The sequence below is a fragment of the Ulvibacterium sp. genome, from assembly GCF_965228935.1.
Taxonomy (GTDB): domain Bacteria; phylum Bacteroidota; class Bacteroidia; order Flavobacteriales; family Flavobacteriaceae; genus Ulvibacterium.
In genome coordinates this window covers 4,419,356-4,439,990 of record NZ_OZ245846.1, presented here as the reverse complement: position 1 = coordinate 4,439,990, position 20,635 = coordinate 4,419,356, and the positions used below count along the sequence as shown (strand labels likewise).

Here is a 20,635-nt window from a genome sequence, read left to right as displayed (position 1 = left end):
ATTGAAATGAATAGCTTATCGATATCACGGATTAAGAAAAATAGTCATCTAAAAAAGGTAGTGAACAAATTATGCGTTTTTACGCTGTTCTGTTCTACATACATCTACTCACAAGCTCCGGAAAGTTATTTTAGTGATTATAGTCTTCCGAGTCCGACAGCTTACGAGATGACGAGGTTCGAAGCCCAATTGCCCAATCTTTACACCGGCACCGCAAGTGTTGCCATTCCCCTTTATACGATCAATTTCGATGGTTTTCAATTACCGATTACCATGACTTATCATGCCTCCGGTGTAAAAGTGAACCAGGAGGCTTCCGAGGCCGGGTTGGGTTGGTCTTTGAATGCGACTGGGGTAATATCCAGAGTGATAAAAGGGGGCAATGATTTTGGAAGTGGCACTGACAGAAAGGGATATCTTAAGGAGGACATAGATTTCTATGACATTGCCTTGTCATGGGATAGTTTGGACAGTCGGGAGAAACTACATCATCAACACAATATGATAAACGGTTTCTACGACTTTGAACCTGACATTTTCAGCTATATTTTTTTTGGCTATTCCGGATCTTTTGTCTTGACCCAGAAAGATGCCAATGATAACGTTTACGTCAAAAAATTAAACATTGATCCGGTCAAAATCGAATTTTTCCTTGACGATTCCAATGTCAAGAATAGCCATTTTACCATAACGACTCCCGAAGGGTTCGTTGGCTATTTTAACGTCAGGGAGTTTACGACAAGCTTTTCGGGATTTTTCGATTTAGATGTACCGGAAATAGTCGATCAAGTATGCACTTTCAGGGCGGCCGAGGGCATCAACCAATATGAGGTACAAAAAGCCCATCTCAGGGATATCACCGCTTGGTATTTGGATAGGATCGAGAGTCCGAACGGGAAAGTTCTGGAATTTACCTATAACGTCAATACCAATAGTGACCTTAGTGACTACCTTTCAATAGGCATGCCCAGCTTTAGCGAGCATGAAGAATTTAGTGTTAGGGGAAAAATCACCGAAAGGGGGTTCAGTCGGCAGGTCGTTGAGCATGTCTATCTCGAAAAGATTGAACTGGCAAACGAAATCGAGATAGAATTTGAGATGGAAAATAGGCACGATATTGGGCGTTTTGACCTTTTTTCATTAGCTGGTTTTTTCCCCCAATTCCCAAACGGTAATCAGCAAACCTTGGAATACCTAAACCAAAACCTACCTTTTTTAAAACGATATAAAACCATTTCCATAAGGGGTTTGGAAAGCAATTCCATCCTCGATAAACAGATCGATTTTAAACAATCCTATTTTAATCAACACTATTTGACCTATGGTTCCTCTCCGGAGGAAAAATTGTTGTATTTGCGCTCAAGATTGGACGGCATTACCATAGAGGACCAAAACTATGAATTCACATATCACAAGGGTGCCGGTGGGCTACCCAGCAAAATTACCTTTGGACAGGACCATACCGGTGGTTACAACGGAGAATACACCAATCAGAAACTTGCTCCTGTGGCGATGCGTTCTCCTTTATTTAGCTTGTCGACATCCAATCCCATTGATTTCCCCAACAGATATCACTATTATTTAAACGATGAACGAAAACCAAAATTGGATTATGCCGTCGGGGGGGCATTGGAAACGGTAAGATATCCTACCGGGGGATATTCAAGCTATCAATATGACCTTCATGAATTCCATGCCGTTGGCAATCAGAATGGTAGTGGCTGGACCGGGGCCACCAATGAATCCGAAAGAGTTGTTCCTCCGGCCATTAACCCACAAGGATCTTCGGGTGAGATTCAATTAGGTGGACTACGTATAAAAGAGATTCTTACGCATGATAGGGACGATCTACTGGTTGGCCGAAAAACGTATGATTACACTTCCAAGAATTCAACCCAAACCTCGGGAATACTTATGGTACCGCTGCTCCATTTGGCAGCCATTTTTAACTCTCCAGAGGGATCAGGGCCCAATGATAGAACCTACATCGTAGAACGCTCCAAAAATATACCTGGTAAAAGTTTGGCACATGGCAATTTAATCGGCTACACTCGGGTAAAGGAGACGGTTTGGTCTAAAACAGGTGACTCCTATTCCTCGGTTCATTCATTTGAAAGTCGCCCTACGGAACTTGAAGACCGCTTCACCAGTATGGCCAATTTGGACAATATGAACGGGCAGTTGAATCTTAGGGAGGACGAGGAGCACGCAGGTGTCAATTCGGAATACACCGTAAGAAAGCATTTGGTGGATCAATTTGAAAACAGGGTTTTTGATGATATCAAGGCGGTCGGTTATACGCTTCATGATATTGAAGTACATCCAACTTTAGGTCTTACGGGCAACTATGCCATTTACCCCTATCATTTGCCCATCTCTTTTGTTCGCCCCGCACAAGTAACCAATACTGATTATCACAAGGGTTTACCCGAGCTTAAAAGTACGTACAATTTTACGTATGATGATTTTGCCCAGCAAAAAACTTCCATGACAACAGGAAGCAAGGGTGAAGCTATTGAAAACACAGTTTTGCGCATCTCGGATTATTGCAATGCTTGTGGTCCCGAAATCAATGGAAAATCCATGAACGAATGGATGATTTTGAACAATATGGTATCTAGACCTTTGGAGGAGATCCGCAAAGTCGACGATAGGATAATATCCGCCACGGGCTATGCCTATGCTTTGGAACATGGCAATGTGGTTTTAAAAGAAGTTTTTAGACATAATGGAGACAAGGCTGCATATAGCCGATCGCCAGATGGGTTTACATTCAGCGGTGGTTACGAGTCGGTAATAACATTTGACAAGTATAATGAGGACGGGAAGTTGCTGCAACAAACTATAGCCAATGGAAAAACAACGTCCTTTATATGGGATGCTTTTTCCAATTACCCGGTGGTAAAGGGTGAAAATATCAGTTATGATGAGTTGTTGCTTGCGTACAATGCCTCGCTGGGAGGAGATTTTGAAGAAGAACTACGTAACCATCCCAATACAAGGAACGCGCTGATCAGTACCTATGATGCCGATACATGGGTAGGGATAAAACGAACTATCGACCCGGCTTTGGTCGCCAGGCAATTCGACTACGACCAAAGTGAGCGGCTGAAGACCATCCGTGATAACGACCAAAATATACTGACTGATTATGACTATAATTTTGGCAGTTATGACAAAGAGGGTGGTTTGCGTTCTGAAAGTTTATATATAGGGCAAACGAAACCGTCGGAGACCAGCACCAAAGAGGTAGAAATTGTGAACGATGCCAACTATGGCATTACCATCAACAATATAGTCCCTTCTACCCATTTCAGTACAAGTTTTGATTGGCCGAACGGTTATCGGGTATATCTTGCCCCAAACGATAGCTTTAAGGTGCCCATTACCTTTACCGCACCTGCCCAGGAAAATGATTATTCGGGCACGCTTACCGTAAGCTCCAATGACCTGAATGGGGATTTGGTCATAGAATTATTCGGAACCTCCATAGATTTCTTTAGCCAACTTAACATTCCCAAGGATTGCTATGTCATTGGATCGTATCAGGATGCCAACGACCAGACCCAATTGATGACCTTTGACAGAGAATATGTCCGGATTGAGAATTTGGGAAATGGCCCTCTTTACTATTCCCACGTTACTTCCAACGATGACAATTTAATTGTAGATAGACCAAGAAGGACCAAATATGATGAAGAGGGTATCCCATACACTCATTATTATGAGATTCCTGCCAATTCAAATGGCCACGACATAGAAGTTAAATTGTTTTCTTTTACCTATGAAGGCGCAGGTGATTGGGACGGTACCGGTACCGTTACCCTGTATTACAGGGAGGACGATGGCAGCTTGGGTACCGCCGACATCGATTTTTTCAGATATCCCAACCAATGTCCGGACGAATCCAATGATCCGCCTTTTGTAGTACTGGGCGATGATACGGCGGACTGCGAATATGGCATGGACGGTAGTATAGTTGTGAACAGCGGTTCTATAATCGTGGCCAATGAAACCAGGCGTACTGCGGGTCAGGCGGGCAGTGGGGTGGTCATCAATATCACTGGTGGGCCAGGTACCGGTATCGAGGCAGGAGGCTCTATACTTTTGGAGCCTACTACATATCCAACGACCTACCACTTCAACAGCACTTCGGCAACTTGTGATGATTTCTTTGGAACGGCAAGAATCAAGGTCACGGCACAATAGTTAAACAAGAACAACACCTTAACCTCAAGAAGAATACAATCTTAAACCAAATGATTGACCCAGGTAACGATTACCAAGGCCAAACCGGCAATTAAAATTGAAAGGAAGCAATGCCATTATAGCAACCCTAGGAATATCCCAAATTTGATTGGCATGACCAGAACAAACCACAATACAGACCCCAAGATGAAAGCAAAAAGGAATACAATCATTCCGACCCGTGGTTCCTTGCCCGTCTTACCGATTCCTCTCCTATGGGAATCCATAGTTCCGGCAATCGGGGGAAATAGTCATCGATACCGGGTATCGCCACGCCCAAATGGACATATCGAAACCGGCCTTACCGGTGATGTGGAATTCGCAGATCGCGGTCCCGTCGGTTTCAGTAAAACAAATGAAAACCAGTACACTTAATAAATACAACGAATTATGAAAAGGTCCCAACATCTTATAAAACTATTAAAATGCATCCTGATCATAGGTATGATCGGCATTGCAACGAACATCGGAAATGCGCAGGGAGGCTGTTTTGGAGCCAGTGCATCCCAAATGAGTTTTTCATCCAGTGGAGGCACCGTATCAAGAACCATTCAACATAGCTGTTCGGGAGGAAGGTTTACCATAGGAAATAAACCAAATTGGCTTACGGTCTCTATTTCGGGATCTCGGGTGACCGCCACGGCACCGGCCTATTCGGGAGCCCAAAGAATTGGACATATTGTTCTGTTATACAACGGCTCAACATCGGGAGGTATATCGGTTGTCCAAAATAAAGGGGTAAAGCCCCCACCACCGCCCCCATGTACCATTACGGGTTTTAACGGGAGCACCTTCAGTGCAACGGGACAGACCAAAAACTACACCCTGTCCTATTCCAATTGTCCGTCCAATATTTATTTCACCTTCAAGCGCATAGTCAACGGTCAAGAGCAAAATTTACCTTCTTGGGTCCAGGTTTCACAACCTTCCAGCGGACGGGTAAGCGTTACTTTTTCCCGAAACTCCGGGACATCCAGTAGAAACATTATCCTAATTGGTAAGCGTCAGGATGGAGGTACACCAGGTATCGGAGGAACTTTTGTACAGCATTGCGCTGGAAAAACCTGGTATGCGGACAGTGATAATGATGGTTTTCGAGACCCTGGAAGTAAGGCCCAGGTGGACTGTGCCAATAGGGGTTCGGGATGGACCCAAAATACGACAGTGGACGTTTGCCCATCGGAATACAATACGCAAAATAAATTGAAAAACTGGTATCGGGATACGGACAATGATGGCTATCGCGATCCCAATGGCGAGATGCGATCCCAATGCAACGAGCCTACCAACGGACATTGGACCTTGAGCACAAAGAACGATCAGTGTCCATTACAACCCGGCCCCGGATCGGGGACCAACGGCTGCGATCCGGACTGTGCGAGCGGATACCTCCGCAAGGACGGTACCAACGCAGGTCCCCCGTCAAGTAAAAACATCCCCGTTCAATTTTCCTTTTCGGAGGACGGGGGGACCGCCTGGGTGGAAATGGTCTTCCCGGACGGGAGTTGCGCCAGCCCGTACAATCCAGTATTCGAAAATGTACCCGGATGGCTCACCTTGACCCATCAATCCGGGAACCGGATAAAACTGGTATGTTCGGCCTACACCACCCGGGGCGGGGGAAGAAGAACGCTTCCCCCCGTCAGGGTGAAGGTGATCAACGACGCATTCATCGGCAATATTTCCGTGGAGCAGGACGGCCCGCCCCTGCCCTGTACGGTTTCCGGAAGCATGGCCGGTACCTTTGGCGAAAACGGGGGGGAACTGACCTTTCCGTTGACCTATGACAACTGTTCCGGACAAACGACTACCTATGACATCAAGAGATCGGACGGCGGCGCTTTGCCCGATTGGGCGACGGTCGTAAAGGACGGACCGGACGAGATAACGATCAGGCTGGATCGAAACGACGGGCAGTCGTCCAGGACCCTTACGGTCGTGGCCACGGGTACCACCGACCCCTCCCTGTCCGTAGGGGGGCAACTTACGCAATCCTGCGACCTGCGGACATGGTACAGGGACAAGGACAATGATGGCTGGGCAGATCTTGAGGTCGAGGCATGTAGCCGGCCCACGCCCGCCGCATGGTACAAGTCGTTGGCGGACATAGAGGGGACCGGGGATTGTGACGATGATGATCCATCGATCAACCCGGGTACCATCTGGTATGAGGACACGGACGGGGACAATTATAAAGATTCCAATGGACAGGTGGTAGAGGCCTGTAGTTCGCCCGAGGGAAATTGGACCAATTCGCCGGAATCCGTTGATGACCAATGTCCAAACCAATCCGCACCGGGGTTCGGAACCAATGGCTGCGATCCAGACTGTACGAGCGGATACCTCCGTGAGGACGGCACCGGTACAGGTGCCCCGGCAAGCACCAACATCCCCGTTCAATTTTCCTTTTCGGAGGACGGAGGGACCGCCTGGGTGGAAATGGTCTTCCTGGACGGGAGTTGCGCCAGTCCGTACAATCCCGTATTCGAGGATGTGCCCGGATGGCTCACCTTGACCCATGAATCCGGGAACCGGATAAAACTGGTATGTTCGGCCTACACCACCCGGGGCGGGGAAAGAAGAACGCTTCCCCCCGTAAAGGTGAAGGTGATCAACGACGTTTTCATCGGCAATATCTCCGTGGAGCAGGACGGCCCGCCATTGCCCTGTACGGTTTCCGGAAGCATTGCCGGTACCTTTGGCGAAAACGGGGGGGAATTGACCTTTCCATTGACTTATAACAACTGTTCAGGACAAACAAATACCTATGGCATTAAAAGAGCGGACGGCAGCGCTTTGCCCGATTGGGTAACGGTGGTAAAGGACGGCCCGGACGAGATAACGATCCGGCTGGATAGAAACGACGGGCAGTCGTCCAGGACCTTAACGGTCGTGGCCACGGGTATCACCGATCCCTCCCTTTCCATAGGCGGACAGCTAACACAGTCCTGCGACCTTCGAACATGGTACAGGGACAAGGACAATGATGGCTGGGCAGATCTTGAGGTCGAGGCATGTAGCCGGCCCGTGCCCACGGAATGGTATAAGGCATCCCAGGACATAGAGGGGACGGGGGACTGCGACGATGACGATCCGTCGATCAACGCGGGTACCACTTGGTACGAGGATACCGACAACGATGGCTTCCGAGATCCCGATTCCGTAGGGGAAGAGGACTGTAATGCCAGGGGAATAGGCTGGACCCAAAATACCGAAGAGGACGTATGTCCATCAAACTACAATATAGTCAACGTTGTGCCTACCTGGTATTGGGATGTTGATGGCGATGAACATGCCGCCGATCAAACGACTTCCTGTGAAAGTCCCGGTAGTGGATGGACACGTGAGCAATTGCCCGTGGACGATTGTGATGACAACGCCTATTCCCCGGAAAATACTTGTACGCCGTCCGGGAATCTCGATGCCTTGGACCGGAACTACATCTATACCCGTACCTATCAGCAAGCGCGAAACACCGTTCCAGATCAAAAGTTCGATGAAGGAGATAACGGAGTCTTTGATGTAGAGAACGATTATGTACAGGACATCACCTATTTTGATGGCTTGGGCAGGCCCATGCAGCAAATCGGCATCCGGCAGTCTCCCAAGGACGAAAAGGATATCGTTACCCATATGGCCTATGACGATTTTGGCCGTGTGGAAAAAGAATGGCTGCCCTTCCATGAACCGGAAAGTACCGTAGGTAGCTACCGCTACTGGGACGTGGAAGAAGCCGCGAAGAAGTATTACAAGAACCATCCCATGTATGGGGATGATTTTACGGGTCTTTCGGAGGGCGACGTAAATCCCTATTCCCAAAAGGAATTCGAAACTTCTCCCTTGAACCGGGTCCTAAAACAGGCGGCCCCGGGAGAGGATTGGAAACTGATAAAAAACTCGGACGACCATAGCATTGAGTTTGCCTACGAATCCAATACACATGACCCCCTGAACACGGGCGATCCCACAAAGGACAACGTAAGTTTGTTCGTAGTGGACCTTACGGGAGGCTTGGAGGATCCGGCATTGGCCGATGGCGGGTTCTATACTGCAGGGGAGCTCTTTAAGAATGTGACCCGGGACGAGAACCATACCTCGGTATCCAACAAACTGCACACCACTGAAGAATTTACCGATAAACAGGGTAGGGTGGTGCTCAAACGTACCTATGCGAACCTCTCCCACTTAGGGGGAGACACAGAGGGGGCCCATGATACCTATTATGTGTATGACGACCATGGCAACCTAACCTATGTACTGCCGCCCAAGATGGAGGCGAGTACGGCGAGCCTTACCGACATCAATACCTATATGGCCGAACTGGGCTATCAATACGTCTACGACCATCTCAACCGACTCGTTGAAAAGCAACTGCCCGGAAAAGGAAGGGAATATATCATCTATAACAAGCTGGACCAACCCGTTATGACCCAGGACGCCAACCTAAGGGCGAACAACCAATGGCTGTTCACCAAGTACGACGCCCATGGTCGAGTGGCCTATACGGGCCTATATACGCATACCGGTTCCATAAGCAGGGCGGATATGCAATCCGATCTGGACGGCCACTACGTGGACGGCAACGGCGACCGGAACGACACGGCCATGTACGAGGAACGGGACAATGCCGATGCATCAAATTATAACTACACCAATAACACTTTTCCAACCGCCGATCTGGACATACTAACGGTAAATTACTATGATGATTATGACTTTGACCGTGCCGGTACCGGAGAAACCGCTACGGCCTTGGGCGTAACCAGTGCCCCGTATGTAAAAGGCCTGGCCACGGGCAGCAAGGTAAAGGTACTGGATCCTTCGGCAAGCCCCGGACAGGCGGATTGGATAACCACCGTAAACTATTACGATGCCAAGGGAAGGCCTATCCATACCTATTCCCATAATACTTATCTGGGCACAGTGGACATCGTGGAGACCCAGCTGGATTTCATTGGCAAGCCCGTAAAGGTGAGAACCGGCCATACACGCAACGGCGTTACTATCGTGACCATTGACAATTTCAGCTATGACCATGTAGGCCGTCTCTTGGCCCAGACCCAATGTATTGGGGACGGGACCTTGGGGGACGAGTGCCCCGCTGTAGGTAACCTGGATGCGGATTTGCTCTGGGACGGACTGGGTACGATCGACTCCGATATCGAGGCGACCCTTAGCATCACTGTTCGGAACGCGGACATTGTCCCGGGAACGGACGGAACCACCTTGCGTATCGTTGACGACGGGGGGCAGGAACTCATCGTATACAACAACTATGACGAACTGGGGCAATTGGTGCATAAAAAAGTGGGGGGTACCCCCGGTAGCGCGTATTCCGAGACCCAAGGCTTACAGGAAGTGGACTATACTTATAACGTTAGGGGATGGTTAACGGATATCAACGATATTTCCGATGCGGTTCCGAACAAATTGTTTAACTTTAGCTTAAGTTACGATCAATCCCCCGATCCATTGTACAACGGCAATATTTCACAAACCCGGTGGCGCACCGCAAGTACGGACAATGCCTTAAAGTCCTATAGCTACACCTATGATGCCCTCAACCGGATCATAGGGGCCAGGGACAATACGGGCAACTACGATCTGGGCGGTTTTGATGCCTCGGGCCACTTGATCCATCCCGTGACCTATGACAAGAACGGTAATATCCTTGCGCTCCACAGGCAGGGCCATAACGTGGCGGCCCCCGTACTGGGTTACGATAACGACAATGACGGGCAGGACGACCATTTCGGTGCCATGGACGTACTGGAGTACGCCTATCACAATGGCCAGATGAGCAACCGGCTCTACAAGGTACGGGACGACGGGGAGGACGCCCATGGCTTTAAGGACGGTAGCGGGGACGCCCAGGACTACTGGTACGATGCCAACGGCAACTTAACGTCCGATGCGAACAAAGACATAACGGCAATAAGTTACAACCACCTGAATTTACCCGTTTCAATGGATATAGATGGTGGTACCATAGATTACGTTTACGATGCGGCAGGCACTAAACTCAAAAAGACCGTGAGCACGGGTACGGTGACCGAATATGCAGGTGACTATGTGTACTCGGGAAACAGCACATCGACAACATTGCAATTTTTCGGCCACCCCGAAGGGTACGTAAATGTGGAGAACAACGGATATCGGTACGTTTACCAATATACCGACCATCTCGGAAATGTAAGGGTATCTTATACCGACGATCCTTCTAACCCAGGGCAGTCCACAATCATAGAGGAGAACAACTATTACCCCTTCGGGTTGAAACATAAAGGATACAACTCGAACATCAACGGAGAGGAGAACAATTACATGACCTATAACGGTAAGGAGCTTGAGGAATCGTTAGGTCTTAACTGGCTTCATTATGGAAACCGAAATTATATGCCAGATATTGGACGGTGGGGAAGTATTGACCAACTTTCTGAAGTAATGCCCGATCAAGGAACGTTCAATTATGCTTTTAATAGTCCTTTATACTATACAGATACTGATGGTAACGCTCCTAAAGGATTGAACAACCCAATTGTGATTTTTAGACGTAATGAAAACAAGGTCTATATTTATGAGGACAATGACACTCCATTTGATTTTACCGATGATATCTTATTAGGCACCTATAATGCTCATAATTTGGTTGTTTCAACATCAAATGGAATCTGGCCAGACGGTATCTTTAGAATGTTTGATCGTTTTAAACCTCATACTCATCCATATTTATTAGAACCTTCTATACCAGCTAGTTACGGAAGACAAGGTAGGCAATCAATGTTTTCAGACAGCAGAAATGGCGCATATGGGGAGTTGGGAATATATAGGGTACATCCTTTTAGGGACAACAATGGTATTAGAAGAACAGGAATGGGATTCCATGCAGGTAGAGAATATAAAGATTTTTTTAAAAGAGTAACAAACGGTTGTATTAGATGTGAACCAGATTTTTTTGCAGGCATAGCTGATGCAATTGAGGCTTTTGGTCCTTGGAATATCTCGATTGTGGAAACTGAAACAGGGTCACAAACGAATAACCCTAAAGTTGATGTGACACCCCAGCCAATAACCCCTATTCCTGTGACGCCGCCCACAGTAGACCCTCCTAATATTGTGCCGCCTGTTACTCCAACACCTGCTCCAGCGCCTGCGCCGCCGCCGTTAATTATACCACCACGCCCACCTGATAGTGGATTTTAAAATTTAATTTATGAGAAAGACATTCTTAATTGCCATAAGCTTTACAATTATCATGGTAAGTTGTGCTAACAGAAATAAAACGGATTCTAATTCAAAAAATCAACCAAAGGACACCATTTATTCAACAAAATCTACGGATAGCAACAAATTGTTGTCTAATACTGTTAAATCAGTGAATCAAGATTCATTAAAGGTGGTTGTTGGAAAAGATAGAGTACTAGAGAATTATGCTAAAAACTTGGAAATATTTGAAAGGCTTTTGTCTAAAAAGGAGTATTTACCTTTAAATTTATTAGAAGGTATCATTCCTACGAATGAAGATGAATATTTACATTTTTATATGTTAAGTTCACCGGAAGAGTACCCCGAAAGTAATTTAAACCTATACTGGGCAATAAATAGTTCTATTAAAAAAAGTACTCTTGAAGATAAAGGTAATTGTCTTTACCTGTATTTAAATATGGCAGAATTTGTCGATGGGGAATATGCAGATGCTTTTTTCATTCATGTTCCTATTTTAATAGATAAACACAAATCTAAATTTTGTAATCTATATATCGACTTATCCGAGAGGAGCAAATACAGACTTAGAGATTTTTTCGATGAATCTTGTGAATGAAAAATATATAGTATTATTAACCACTCTAAGGGCAGTTTTTATACGCTTAGAGTAGGCCTTTTAGGACCTGTGGTAGCTAATGGCCGTATCGATAAGTTTCAAAAGGGCCTCTTCCTCGGTAAATCTCTCTATATCCAAGACCTTTTGCAGGAACTCATTGTCCATAACGATTATGACGAACTGGGGCAATTGGTGCATAAAAAAGTGGGCGGTACCCCCGGTAGCGGCTATTCCGAGACCCAAGGCTTACAGGAAGTGGACTATACTTATAATGTACGAGGGTGGTTGAAATCAATCAATAATCCAACTTTGTTAGGCAACGATCTTTTTGCCTTCGGCATTAATTATAATTCCCCGACACATGGCGGTACAGCACTGTACAATGGTAATATTGCCGAAACGGAGTGGCGCACTGCTGATACCAATAATTCGCTGAAATGGTACAAATATGAATTTGATGCCCTTAATCGCATAAAATCGGCTACCGACAATACCGCCGACAATCGTTACGGTCTTACGAATGTCGAGTACGACAAGAACGGGAACATCACCAAACTTGCAAGGAACGGCCATACCGCAATCGACGACAATGGGTTCGTAACAGATTTTGGCGTGATGGACGACCTTGCTTACAGTTATACGCCCAACACCAACAAGCTGATGAAGGTAATGGATGCCGCTACCCTTGACCCGCTCGCTGAATTAATGAGAAGACATTCACCTTATAATTATGCGTTCAATAGTTCTATTTATTATATAGACCCTGATGGTATGATGCCATACGGAGCCGGAGGCCTAAATGGTCGAGATAATAATTACGATTTTATTGCGGCAATAGACGACGGACCTCATTATATTGCTTCAACGGTAGTCGATGAGACGGGCAAAATAATCGATTATAAAGATGACGGTGATTCCAACATATGTTTAAATAGTCGTTCGGAAGAGAATGTTATTGGTCAAGAAACTGAAGGTCGGGAATATAATGTGGGAAGTAATATTTATGGAGATAATTTATTTATCAATGTAGAATTGCCGAAGGGATTTATAGTATCAATTCCGCCAGAGCTTCTTGAACCTGGTATTTTTGAAGTTTCCCCTTTACTTGGAGGCAAAAAAGGTGAATGGAGGACAGTAAATTTTAAGAATTTCTGGCTTACACTTAAGACCTTTTTTAAGGGCGGGGTTATGAATGTAAATATTGGGTTATTAATAAATGGGGAGGAAAAAGCAGGGAATGTATTTAAACTCTTAAAAGCGTTGGAATCAGAAGCAAAAGCGGCAGGAGCAAGTAAATTAGTAATTGGGGGTACTTCAATAATAGAGACAAGGTTGTTAAATACAGCTGCTTGGGAAAGATTGGGCTGTACCGTTGAGAAAGTTGGTGAGGCAGCAATAACTATTTCGAAAAATTTATAAACTATGATTAAAACCTCAATTTTAAGAGCAAAAATCGAGAGAAGCAAAATTGATTTTAGGGATACTTTTCTTTGGAACGAGGAGCAAGCTGATGCAAATAAAAATCTTATATTAAACCTGCTGTTAAAGAATGGAGAGGAAATTATTTTGCACTACATAAAATCGGAAGAATATAGATGGTTTTTAACCAATGAGAGGATTATTTTTCCTCATGAGACCAGTCATATTTTTTTATCACATCTGATAGATGTCGGTATACCCCAAGAGTTGGTTGAAAATCCGGATGAAAAAATGACGAATAATAAACTAATATTATCAACTAAGGAAAATGATGCCCATGAGCTTTATGTAGAAGAAAAAACATGGCATCTATTTTATAATGTGTTCAAATTTATTGTTTCAAAAAATAGAGATAAAATAACGACCGGTAATGGTTCAGATTAGGTGATACGTCCAAATTTGGATTTATATTGTTGGTTTTCACAAATCTAAAAAAGATTTGTTTCTACAGGATCGCCCGTGTGCCCCCGGACGGCCCGGGCTGGGACGGTACCTTCAGGGGCGTTGCCATGCCCTCCTCGGACTACTGGTTCCGCTACGAGCTGGGGGAAGGGAGATCCTTCACAGGGCATTTTACCTTGAAAAGATGATTGGAACGATGTTTTTAATCTTTACTTTGAGAAGTTCATAACCTCAAGGGATATCCCTTGGATGCCTTTTGGTCATGGGAGACCAACCTATGTTCCATATCAGAGGTATGGCCAATATAGATTTTGTGGAATCTCTTGTGACGGAGTACATGGCATTAAAACAAAAACCCCTCCTAAAATTCGGAAGGGTTCGTAGCGAGAGGGAGACTTGAACTCCCGACCTCAGGGTTATGAACTATAAGCGGATTGTACCCATTTGGTCTTATATGATATGACAATCAGTTGTTTAACAGGTATTTGTAAAAATATAATGCTTCCGTAAAACCATAAAAAACCAAGAAAAACCCCAAAATGTTGTACCTATGTTGTACCTACGTTTCGTATATTTAGAAAATAAAACATTTTAGAGTGGCAACCATCCAATCCGTTTTACGAAAAAAGCCTAATAGTGCAGGGCTATATCCTTTAGCAATTCGCATAACCAAAAATAGAAAGTCTTCCTATTTATTTACGGGCCAATACATTGATGAGAAGTATTGGGACAAACAATCGAGGCGGATTAAAAAATCCCATCCTAATTCGGCTAGGCTAAACAATCTTTTGTCACAAAAACTTGCCGAGGCCAATGAGAAACTCATAGAGAGCGATAATGAAAACATTGACCATTCTGTGGCTAAAATAAAAAAGCGGATTATTGGGAAGAACAAATTGGATTTCTTTTCTGCGGGGGAAATTTATTTGGCGAACCTGTTGAAGAATAAAAAATTTGACCAACATTACAATCAAGGCAGACGATTGCAGGTGCTCAAGGACTTTTTAAATCGCAATCACTTACCATTTTCTGATTTGGATGTTTCACTATTAAAGGACTTTAAAGCCCATCTTCGCTATGAAAGGGTAGTAGGGGAGCGAACAGCCATTAACTACCTGATGCTGATTCGCACTATCTATAATTTTGCGCGAAAGGAATTTGGAGTCGATGATAAAAACTATCCCTTTGGCAAAGGGAAGATTCAGATTAAATTCCCTGAATCTGAAAAGATTGGATTGAATATTGACGAAGTATTGCTTTTGGAGACGTCGCAAGACCTAAGTGAAGCGCAACAACATGCTGTAAACACATGGCTACTAAGCTTTTATTTTGCAGGAATGCGGGTAGGAGATGTTTTAAAATTGAAGTGGTCAGATTTTAAGGACAATCGGTTATACTATCGTATGGGGAAGAACCAGAAATTGGTTTCTTTGGCCGTACCTGACAAGGCAAAGGTTATCTTGGCGCAGTATAAAAAGGAAAAGAAGGACAAGGATGGTCTGGTGCTTCCATTTTTAAAAGAGACGAACTTAAAAAACCAAAAAAAGGTGCTGACTAGAATAAAGACGATTACTCGTAACCTTAACAGAAGATTACAGATTGTTGGAAAAAGTTTAGGAATAGAAAAGAAGCTCTCCATGCATATCGCTCGACACAGTTTCGGAAATATTTCAGGGGATAAAATACCCATTCAAATGCTTCAAAAATTGTATCGGCATTCATCGATTACCACTACTGTAAATTACCAGTCCAATTTTATGCACAAGGAAACGGATGAAGCCTTGGAAAAAGTGATTGGATTTTAAAAAGCAAGTTTTCTTTCTCAAAAAATGATATAAAATATGTTTGCAATTAATTATATTTAATGTAAATTTACGCAAACATATTTTTTGATGATAGGTCAAGCTATTTCAGATTATTTATACGAAATCCAAGCTCAGGGCAGGTATTCCGTTAGCCTACCAGAGTTGAGGGAACGCATTGGTCCGAACGAAATGGCGATAGCCCAAAAACTACATCGACTGAAAAAAGAGGGTAAACTCGCCCAAGTACGGAAAGAGTTTTATGTAATTATCCCACCTCAATACTCCCATCAGGGCATACTGCCGACTACCTATTATTTGGACGATATGATGAAATTCCTGAAAAGGGAATACTATCTAGGACTGTATTCTGCCGCAGCCTTGCACGGAGCAGGACACCAACAACCCATGCAATCACAGATTGTTATACAACAACCTCCCTTGAGGGATATAAAAACAAAAAAACAGCATCTGAATTTTTTTACAAAAAGTACTTGGAACGCCGATTGGTTGGAACAAAAAAAGACGGATGCCGGATATGTGCAGGTCTCCTCTCCTGAATTGACAGCGATAGATTTGGTGTACTATCACAAGCAAATTGGTGGATTGAACAGGGTCATCGCTGTTTTGGAAGAACTGGTTGAAAACTTGAAATCGTCAAAACTTACGGCAATTGCCGCAGCATCTTCCCTGCCAACTATTCAGCGATTGGGCTATATATTGGAGGAACTTTCGGAAATAAAATTGGTGGAAGGGTTGTCAAAACTGTTATCGGCAAAAGAGACCAACACCGCCCCATTATCCTTGTCCCATAAAAACAAAAAGGGATTCAAAAATGAAAAATGGAACCTAATTGTTAATGCAGAATTGGAGTTTGCATGATACCAAGAAGATATATTACAGAATGGAAAGCAAATGCTCCATGGCCGACCGATGCCCAAGTGGAACAGGATCTGGTCATAGAACGGGCTTTGGTTTTATTATTCTCAGACCCTTTTTTAAAGGAGCATGTGGCTTTTCGTGGTGGAACGGCTTTGCATAAAATCTATCTGAAACCGCAAGCCCGTTATTCCGAGGATATCGATTTGGTTCAGATAAAGGAAGGCCCCATCAAACCCATTTTACAGGCCATACGAAAGCAGCTTGATTTTTTGGGAACGAAAAGAAGCATCAAGCAGAATATCAATATGAACACGGCGACCTACCGTTTTGAATCTGAGATTCCCCCTGTGGTCAATATGCGATTAAAGATTGAAATCAATACAAGGGAACACTTTACGGTGATGGGCTATACCGAGTTGGAACATAGCCTTGAAAACGGATGGTTTTCTGGGAGTTGTACCATGAATTCCTTTTCCATTGAGGAGTTGTTGGCCACGAAGCTAAGGGCACTATATCAGCGAAGAAAAGGACGGGATTTATTCGACTTATTCCACGCTATGACAAAATTGGATGTTGATACCCAAAGCCTAGTGGATACCTATCGGGAGTATATGAAATTTTCAAGAGGACAGTCCCCTACCCAAAAACAATTCCTCATTAATATGGACGAAAAAATTGAAGACCCTGATTTTGGCGGAGATATTTATGCGCTGTTAAGACCGGGTATTGAGTATGACCAAGAACATGCTTTTGAATTGGTAAGGAAAACATTGATTGAAAAAATATGAATATTCATGTAAAAGCCTGATACTTTAATTGATTTTTTATCAAACACTTACCTAAAGGATTAAAGTTAGAGTCTTATAAGTAAGTAGAAATCGTTATATAAAGTACCTGTAATCATACTGAATCTTCTCAGTATTTTCTATAAGCTTACCAATTCGGGCAATTTCATTGGATGAGGAAATTGTGGCTGGCAATTGTGAATACATATTTAAAGAGTTCCAATTCATTTTGGTCAAGCCAAGAATTTCATTCATAATCTGCTCCATATCGCCATTTCCATAGTGCTTTATAACTCTTAAGGGCTTTGGTATGTATCGACCCCCAGGATAAAAATTATGCCTTGGATTTTGAACTGAAGGCACTACACCGTGGGCATACAACAAAGCTTCATGGCTGTTTAATTGAATACATGTGCCTCTGGAAACGGAGAATCCGTCGATTTCTGCCCTGCCATCCCTTATTTTACTAGAAACATACCTTATATTGTCTTCAAAATTGATTTCAATCAAATCAACATTTTCAATGTTTCTGTTGTCTAGCAGGCTATCCAAAATGCCCTGTTTTTCTTCTTCGGTATAAAATGTACGTTTGTGGACAACTACCCTTTTTGGTAGGTCGTTCATAGATTCGTAAAACAGGTTAATCACGTTTTTGCCAAACTCATAAGCATCGTCATAGCTTAAGTGTGGCTTTTTATGAATCCATTTTACATTATCATTTATCTTGGACAACTTGTACTTTAATCCCTCGCCATTGGAACTGTAAATGTGGCTGCAACCCAAAACAATATGCCCTTTATCTTTTTCTTTGGAATTTACGCTATAACCTATGCCTGCAAATGCGGTAGTTTTATCCGTATTATCTATTACCCAAGGCGTTCTGAATGATTTAACGAAATAGGACAGCGAAAGCCACCAATTAATCTGACAGACCATAGTGTTGTCCACAATTGTTTTTTCCCTGATGATTTGTGAAGTAACACCTTTTTCGGCACAAAAGGCTTTGATATAATCATGCAGGTCAAATGATTCGGTCTTGTCCCGATAGCCCAAATAATTATCCCATCTTTTAGGAATGTATATGACAATTATTTTTTGACTGCCGATAGAACATTGATTATTTATGGCATCACAAATATTTGTTTTTATTTCATGTGAGATTTTTTTGGCAGAATTGAAAACGGGATTATTTACCGTTACCCAATTTTGAGAGTCAATCGCAGGGGTATTCAAGCTCAACCCATAAATTTGGTAAAAACCTTTGAAGTCAATTATATAATTGTCTTTCGGATTGTTCTTGGAAATTTCCTGATTTTGCTTGTTCAAGAAATCGTGTAATCTTTGGGCATCTTCTTTTGGACAGATTACTCCTAAGTTAATCGTGTCAGATAATAACTTGCTTAGACCTGTATCGTATGGCCTATTATTTAATAAGCCTCTCATTGGGTGAATATCACTGGCCCTTTTTTGTCCGTGCTTAGTGGAAAATAGCAACCCAGTTTCCTTGAATTGAACTCCCTTCATTTTAATCAGGTAATCTGGCACATTATGGGGGTTTGAGTACCGATTGTTCAAATCACAGACATCAGTAAAAATGGGATTCTTTTTCATTTTGAATAAGAAACCAGTTCCTGAATTTGCCGGAAACTCATAGCTAGTCTGTGTAAATAACTTTTCCCTCCAATCGTTTAAATAGTCATTGAAGTGTCTGTTCCAAATTTTATGGAAAAAAGCTAACCCTATCTGTTGCTTAATGTCCTTAGAAACACCTGTGTCAGCTATATGAAAATCAGGATTTAATGCGAGATAATATTTCCCTTCTATTTTTTCCAGACCAAATTTTAAAGCGTGAAAAACCTTTAGGTTCTGTATAGTGTCATATTTGCTCTCGCTCCATACCTTATCCTTGAAATTGGTTTGCAAGGAATGTATCTCCCTGAAAATCTTGCAAATAGTGGATAACAAAAGAAACTGAATTCCGCTATGGTGTATTTTTATTCTGGTAAGTGGTTTTCTCCGTAAGTCTCCCTGTATTAAATCTGAAAATTTTTGTTGGACATTTTCGGCAGTACCAAATGCCCAAATATCGTGCTCATACGGAATAGCTGAAATTGTAACATCTTGCAAAGTTATATCCTTGACCGTTTTCCAAGGCCGTTCAGGAATAACTGCCTCAAAAACCATCACTTCTTTTGGAAATTCAATGGGATAAAGATTGCTTTTCAGGACTTTGTTCTTTCTTTCGATGTTCAAGTTGAAAGGTGTTGTTTCCTCAAGTTCACCTACGTTCTTTAAATCTTTGAGTTGTTCTTTTAATTCAAAATTGTCCTCAACAACTAGTTTAGTCAAGTTAACGAGGGTATTGTCAAAACCATCGGTTGCAACGTAATACCCTTTTCTTCCTTGCCCATTCACATGTTTCAATAATTCAGAAACATTTTTGTTGATGTTATCGCCATAACCGCACCAAAAAAGTATGCCGGCACCTTTTTTTGAATAGACCTGCTTTAACGTATCCATCAAGGACTTATCCCTACCACTATATCCCAAGACGATAAGGTTTTTGTCCGATAGATATTCTATCAGTTTATTTCTAAGCGTTTCATCTTGTTCTTGTAGTTCGGAGGATGTATTTTTTAAATCGCCATACTTGAAATCGCCATGCAACTTTATTATCGGAAGTTCATTTTTATTTTGCGTTCTCTCATTGATTCTGTTTACCGTTTCTAACGAAATGTCAATGCCCTGCACCCCATCATTTATGCAGGCAACGTTAATCAAATCATCGAAGTTGGTTGTCCAGACGGAATCTAGCATTCCTTGTTTAACCAAAAGCGGAAGGGTTCTATATCCGATTGCAGGCTTTTTGTTGGCGCATATCTTTTGGAAATACTGTCTTCTGTTCTCATCTATAGGGAAACATTTTTTTGCATAAAAAGAATATTCATCATCATCATTTGCAGCAATATAATTTCCTTGATTATCTAGCCATGTTTGGATAACATCCTGAACCTTGGGATTCTTATAATTCTCTATCCAATCTTGAACATTTGGATTATTGCTCTTGTAGATTATCTTCTTCCATTCCCAAATACAATCATGAGCCGATTGAACATCTGAACTAATAGAGCAACCAGCCCCAAGCAACATTGTGTAAGAACTGTCTTTACTAATTGAAACAGACCTAAGAAATTCGTCAAATTTTAATGTCATAA

The 20,635-nt window shown here is 43.3% G+C and carries 11 protein-coding genes and 1 pseudogene; 10 read left to right on the top strand and 2 right to left on the bottom strand.

Annotation, left to right across the window (positions count from 1 at the left end):
- Positions 1-6 precede the first annotated feature (6 nt).
- From ACO06Y_RS18710 to ACO06Y_RS18680, 7 genes are all read left to right on the top strand, one after another.
- The gene (locus ACO06Y_RS18710; protein ID WP_422080553.1) at positions 7-4,209 is read left to right on the top strand and encodes a hypothetical protein; all 4,203 of its coding nucleotides are present in this window, start codon (positions 7-9) and stop codon (positions 4,207-4,209) included.
- A gap of 153 nt (positions 4,210-4,362) precedes the next feature.
- On the top strand, positions 4,363-4,623 hold the full coding sequence (locus ACO06Y_RS18705; RefSeq protein WP_422080552.1) for a hypothetical protein: 261 nt from the start codon (positions 4,363-4,365) through the stop codon (positions 4,621-4,623).
- A gap of 15 nt (positions 4,624-4,638) precedes the next feature.
- Positions 4,639-11,451, top strand: coding sequence for a DUF6443 domain-containing protein (locus ACO06Y_RS18700; RefSeq protein ID WP_422080551.1), 6,813 nt, complete (start codon positions 4,639-4,641; stop codon positions 11,449-11,451).
- A 10-nt stretch (positions 11,452-11,461) separates the two neighbouring features.
- Entirely contained in the window at positions 11,462-12,070 is a 609-nt protein-coding gene (locus ACO06Y_RS18695; protein WP_422080550.1) for a hypothetical protein, read from the top strand.
- A 144-nt stretch (positions 12,071-12,214) separates the two neighbouring features.
- Positions 12,215-13,489, top strand: a complete 1,275-nt coding sequence (locus tag ACO06Y_RS18690) for an RHS repeat domain-containing protein (RefSeq protein WP_422080549.1) — start codon at positions 12,215-12,217, stop codon at positions 13,487-13,489.
- 3 nt (positions 13,490-13,492) lie between these two features.
- Positions 13,493-13,933: a hypothetical protein gene (locus tag ACO06Y_RS18685; protein WP_422080548.1), complete on the top strand. Its 441-nt coding sequence runs from the start codon at positions 13,493-13,495 to the stop codon at positions 13,931-13,933.
- Between the two features lie 26 nt (positions 13,934-13,959).
- Positions 13,960-14,139: a T9SS type B sorting domain-containing protein gene (locus tag ACO06Y_RS18680; protein WP_422080547.1), complete on the top strand. Its 180-nt coding sequence runs from the start codon at positions 13,960-13,962 to the stop codon at positions 14,137-14,139.
- A gap of 35 nt (positions 14,140-14,174) precedes the next feature.
- Here ACO06Y_RS18680 and ACO06Y_RS18675 read toward each other — a convergent pair.
- Positions 14,175-14,276: pseudogene (locus ACO06Y_RS18675) on the bottom strand (hypothetical protein); the annotation flags it as partial.
- Positions 14,277-14,547: 271 nt separating this feature from the next.
- Here ACO06Y_RS18675 and ACO06Y_RS18670 point away from each other — a divergent pair.
- The 3 genes from ACO06Y_RS18670 (at position 14,548) to ACO06Y_RS18660 (ending at position 17,423) form a co-directional block, all read left to right on the top strand.
- A complete protein-coding gene (locus ACO06Y_RS18670; RefSeq protein ID WP_422080546.1) occupies positions 14,548-15,756 on the top strand; it encodes a tyrosine-type recombinase/integrase in 1,209 nt (402 codons plus the stop codon).
- Between the two features lie 87 nt (positions 15,757-15,843).
- Positions 15,844-16,635 (top strand): type IV toxin-antitoxin system AbiEi family antitoxin domain-containing protein, encoded by a 792-nt coding sequence (locus ACO06Y_RS18665; protein ID WP_422080545.1) that lies wholly within the window; start codon positions 15,844-15,846, stop codon positions 16,633-16,635.
- On the top strand, positions 16,632-17,423 hold the full coding sequence (locus tag ACO06Y_RS18660) for a nucleotidyl transferase AbiEii/AbiGii toxin family protein (RefSeq protein WP_422080544.1): 792 nt from the start codon (positions 16,632-16,634) through the stop codon (positions 17,421-17,423). The genes ACO06Y_RS18665 and ACO06Y_RS18660 overlap by 4 nt, the downstream gene beginning before the upstream one ends.
- Before the next feature lie 93 nt (positions 17,424-17,516).
- Here ACO06Y_RS18660 and ACO06Y_RS18655 read toward each other — a convergent pair whose 3' ends face one another.
- Positions 17,517-20,633: an SIR2 family protein gene (locus tag ACO06Y_RS18655; protein WP_422080543.1), complete on the bottom strand. Its 3,117-nt coding sequence runs from the start codon at positions 20,631-20,633 to the stop codon at positions 17,517-17,519.
- Positions 20,634-20,635 lie beyond the last annotated feature (2 nt).